Below are 3,246 nucleotides of genomic sequence, written 5' to 3' on the forward strand. Positions count from 1 at the left end.
GTTGTGCCCCCACTCGCCGGCGGCGCCGTTGCCGCCAATATGCGAACGACCGTTAAACGCCACGCCGGCGCCGCAGCCGGTGCCGATAATGACCGCAAACACGGTCTGAGCGCCCGCCGCGGCGCCATCCACCGCTTCCGATACCGCCAGGCAGTTGGCATCGTTCGCCAGCCGCACTTCGCGATTCAGCCGCTGGCTCAGGTCCTTATCGAACGGCTGGCCGTTGAGCCAGGTGGAGTTGGCATTTTTCACTACCCCGGTGTACGGCGAAATCGAGCCGGGGATCCCCATTCCAACGCTGCCGCGCTCTCCGGTCGCCTGCTCTGCCATATCGACCAGGGCGGCAATATTCTCTATCGTTTGCCGATAATCGTCCCGCGGAGTCGGCAAACGGTGGCGAAACAGCTGCTCTCCCTTATCACTCAGGGCAATGACTTCCGTTTTCGTGCCGCCTAAATCAATACCAATACGCACTGTATGCTCCTCTCCCCGATTAACAATGCAAGCATAGCGACAATTCGCTATCATGCCCGCTGGATTTAACGACAAAGCCGTGGAAATTATCATGCTGTGGTTCAAAAATTTAATGGTTTACCGTCTCAGCCGCGACATTTCACTGCGCGCCGAGGAGATGGAAAAACAGCTGGCCGAGCTGACGTTTACGCCTTGTGGTAGCCAGGATATGGCGAAAACCGGTTGGGTATCGCCGATGGGATCGCACAGCGATGCGCTGACGCACACGACAAACGGCCAGATCGTTATCTGCGCGCGCAAAGAAGAGAAGATCCTGCCGTCTCCGGTGATCAAACAGGCGCTGGAAGCGAAGATCTTCAAGCTGGAAGCCGAGCAGGGCCGCAAGCTGAAGAAAACCGAAAAAGATTCGCTGAAAGACGAAGTGCTGCACTCTCTGCTGCCGCGCGCTTTCAGCCGCTTTAGCCAGACCATGATGTGGATCGATACCGTCAACGGCCTGATCATGGTGGACTGCGCCAGCGCCAAAAAAGCGGAAGATACGCTGGCTCTGCTGCGCAAAACCTTGGGCTCGCTGCCGGTTGTCCCGCTGGCGCTGGAAAACCCGATCGAGCTGACGCTCACCGAATGGGTGCGCTCAGGCACCGTGGCGCAAGGCTTCCAGCTGCTGGATGAAGCCGAGCTGAAGGCTATGCTGGAAGACGGTGGCGTGATCCGCGCGAAGAAGCAGGATCTGGTCAGCGACGAAATCGCCGTGCACATTGAGGCCGGGAAGGTCGTCACCAAGCTGGCACTCGACTGGCAGCAGCGTATTCAGTTCCTGATGTGTGACGATGGCTCCATCAAGCGCCTGAAGTTCTGTGACGAACTACGCGATCAGAATGAGGATATCGATCGGGAAGATTTTGCCCTGCGCTTTGACGCCGACTTTATTCTGATGACCGGCGAACTGGCCGCGCTGATTCAGAATCTGGTGGAAGCCCTGGGCGGAGAAGCCCAGCGCTAATCAGCTGAATGACATCCGCAGAATCACTCGATTACGCGGATCGTCATCCTGCCGCACGGCGGCAGGATGACAAAATCTGCATTACAGATAGCGGCACAGATAGGACGTTGGCTCAGCAACCTGCAGGTGGAACTCGCTGCTGCCAGGAACGTTGAATACTTCACCGGCGCTATAAACTTTCCACTCGGTTTCCCCAGGCAGCAGAACGTTCAGCGCCCCGCTGACCACGGTCATCTCTTCCGGCTGTGCGGTGCCAAAGGTATATTCCCCTTCCGCCATCACGCCCACGCTCGCGCGGCCCGTACTGCTGCTGGTGAAACCAATCGATTTCACTTTTCCATCGAAGTATTCATTACTTTGAAGCATAAACAAGCCCTTATGATCTTTTGTTGAAACCTCAATATAGGGGGCGCTCCTCGTTTCTGTCACGTAAAATTAACGCCTGATACCTGTCCTGTGACGCAGAATAGCCGCAGCGCCCGCCTTTGCCCGCAGGCCGGGCGCCTCGCAATACGCACGGCCGCCAAACGGCTTAGACCAAAAGCTCTGCCGCCAGCCGCGAAACCAGCACGTTAGACAGCAGAACCGGCACGTCCAGCGCTTTTTGCAGCACGTCCCGGTGATGCTGATGGTAGCCGAGACAGTCCAGCACCAGCACGTCGGCGCCCTGCTCCAGCAGCACCCTTCCGGCCTCCAGCAAATCGCTATCGCTGCCGCTGACCGGGTTCGCCAGCGCGTAGTACGGCGCGCTGTTGAGCGAGAGCCATTTTTGCTGCTGCAGCGGCAGAACGTCCTCAACGGGAACGATGACCCCCACCTGATGGCCGTCGACAATCGACGCCACCAGCGGCGGGATAATGCGCTGCGGCTCCAGCAGAATAGCGTTGCGCGCCGTAAAACCGCTCAGCATGTCGGAGCTCAACAGCAGAATGACGTCATACTCCTGCCGGTCGAGCACCGCGATAAGATGTTTTAAATCACGTTCAATCTTCCAGCGCGAGACCTCGGCCATCCGGTTGTCATTGAGCAAGGTCAGCAGGCACTCGTCGTCGGGGTCAACGGCATAATCCTCCATCACCTCTTCGCGCGTCATTTTGCCTAGCAGGCTAATGTGCGTGATCTGCTCTTCCCTGATATGTTCGGTTAACAGCGGCAGAACCTCCGCTACCGGCACCACGCCAACGGTTAAAATGGCCATTGTTGTACTCATATCATCTACCTTTTCACTTCCACGCCTTCAGCACAGGCTTACCGCATAATATCCGCCCCCCTGGTGGCTAAAAATCAACCGTCCAGAAGCGTAGCAGCTTAGCGCTCCAGTAGAGTGTAAAGATTCCAGATGATTCAGGAACACTCCTGAAAAATCCGCACCTTAGGTATTCATTAGTACTCGTGATGAATTAAAAATGTGACAGGTGTCCGGTTTTACTCTTTGGCGGAGAAAAACAGCGCGCCGCGCTGGAGCGGAAATCAGCGACGAGCGACGTGTTCAGCATGGGCTAAAAGTACCTGTCAGCGATGGCGCTGACAGGCTGCGGCGCAGAAGGCGGGCTAGGATTTCTCAGGATCCTCATAGCGCCGCTTGGCATCCAGCGCTTCGCTCTCGACAGGATGTTCGCTGATCAGTGAATCGGGGGTGGGATAATCGGCGCGGAGTTGATACCAGGTTTCAGTCTGGCCCTTCTGACCTTTCTCAACGGCGACGACGCGCGCTTCGCGCGGATATGGCGGTCGGTCTGGCATGGCTCTTCCCTCTTTTACCGTACGAG

At 57.1% G+C, this 3,246-nt stretch carries 5 protein-coding genes; 1 reads left to right on the forward strand and 4 read right to left on the reverse strand.

Going from position 1 to position 3,246, the window contains the following annotated elements:
* The coding region (locus PFH44_RS26125) for an ROK family protein (protein WP_283826632.1) at positions 1–474 on the reverse strand (474 nt) is incomplete at its 3' end.
* A 91-nt stretch (positions 475–565) separates the two neighbouring features.
* Here PFH44_RS26125 and rdgC point away from each other — a divergent pair.
* A complete protein-coding gene (gene rdgC, locus PFH44_RS26130; RefSeq protein ID WP_041147534.1) occupies positions 566–1,477 on the forward strand; it encodes a recombination-associated protein RdgC in 912 nt (303 codons plus the stop codon).
* 81 nt (positions 1,478–1,558) lie between these two features.
* Here the strand turns inward: rdgC and ppnP are convergent, their stop codons facing one another.
* From ppnP to PFH44_RS26145, 3 genes are all read right to left on the reverse strand, one after another.
* Positions 1,559–1,843, reverse strand: a complete 285-nt coding sequence (ppnP, locus tag PFH44_RS26135; protein WP_045854179.1) for a pyrimidine/purine nucleoside phosphorylase — start codon at positions 1,841–1,843, stop codon at positions 1,559–1,561.
* A gap of 166 nt (positions 1,844–2,009) precedes the next feature.
* Positions 2,010–2,687: an AroM family protein gene (locus PFH44_RS26140; protein ID WP_133596359.1), complete on the reverse strand. Its 678-nt coding sequence runs from the start codon at positions 2,685–2,687 to the stop codon at positions 2,010–2,012.
* A gap of 341 nt (positions 2,688–3,028) precedes the next feature.
* Positions 3,029–3,220 carry a YaiA family protein gene (locus tag PFH44_RS26145; RefSeq protein WP_045854177.1) on the reverse strand — a complete coding sequence of 64 codons (192 nt, stop codon included), beginning with the start codon at positions 3,218–3,220 and terminating at the stop codon, positions 3,029–3,031.
* Between the last annotated feature and the right edge of the window lie 26 nt (positions 3,221–3,246).

Source organism: Klebsiella sp. Ech2A (assembly GCF_030078455.1).
Classification (GTDB): domain Bacteria; phylum Pseudomonadota; class Gammaproteobacteria; order Enterobacterales; family Enterobacteriaceae; genus Klebsiella; species Klebsiella terrigena.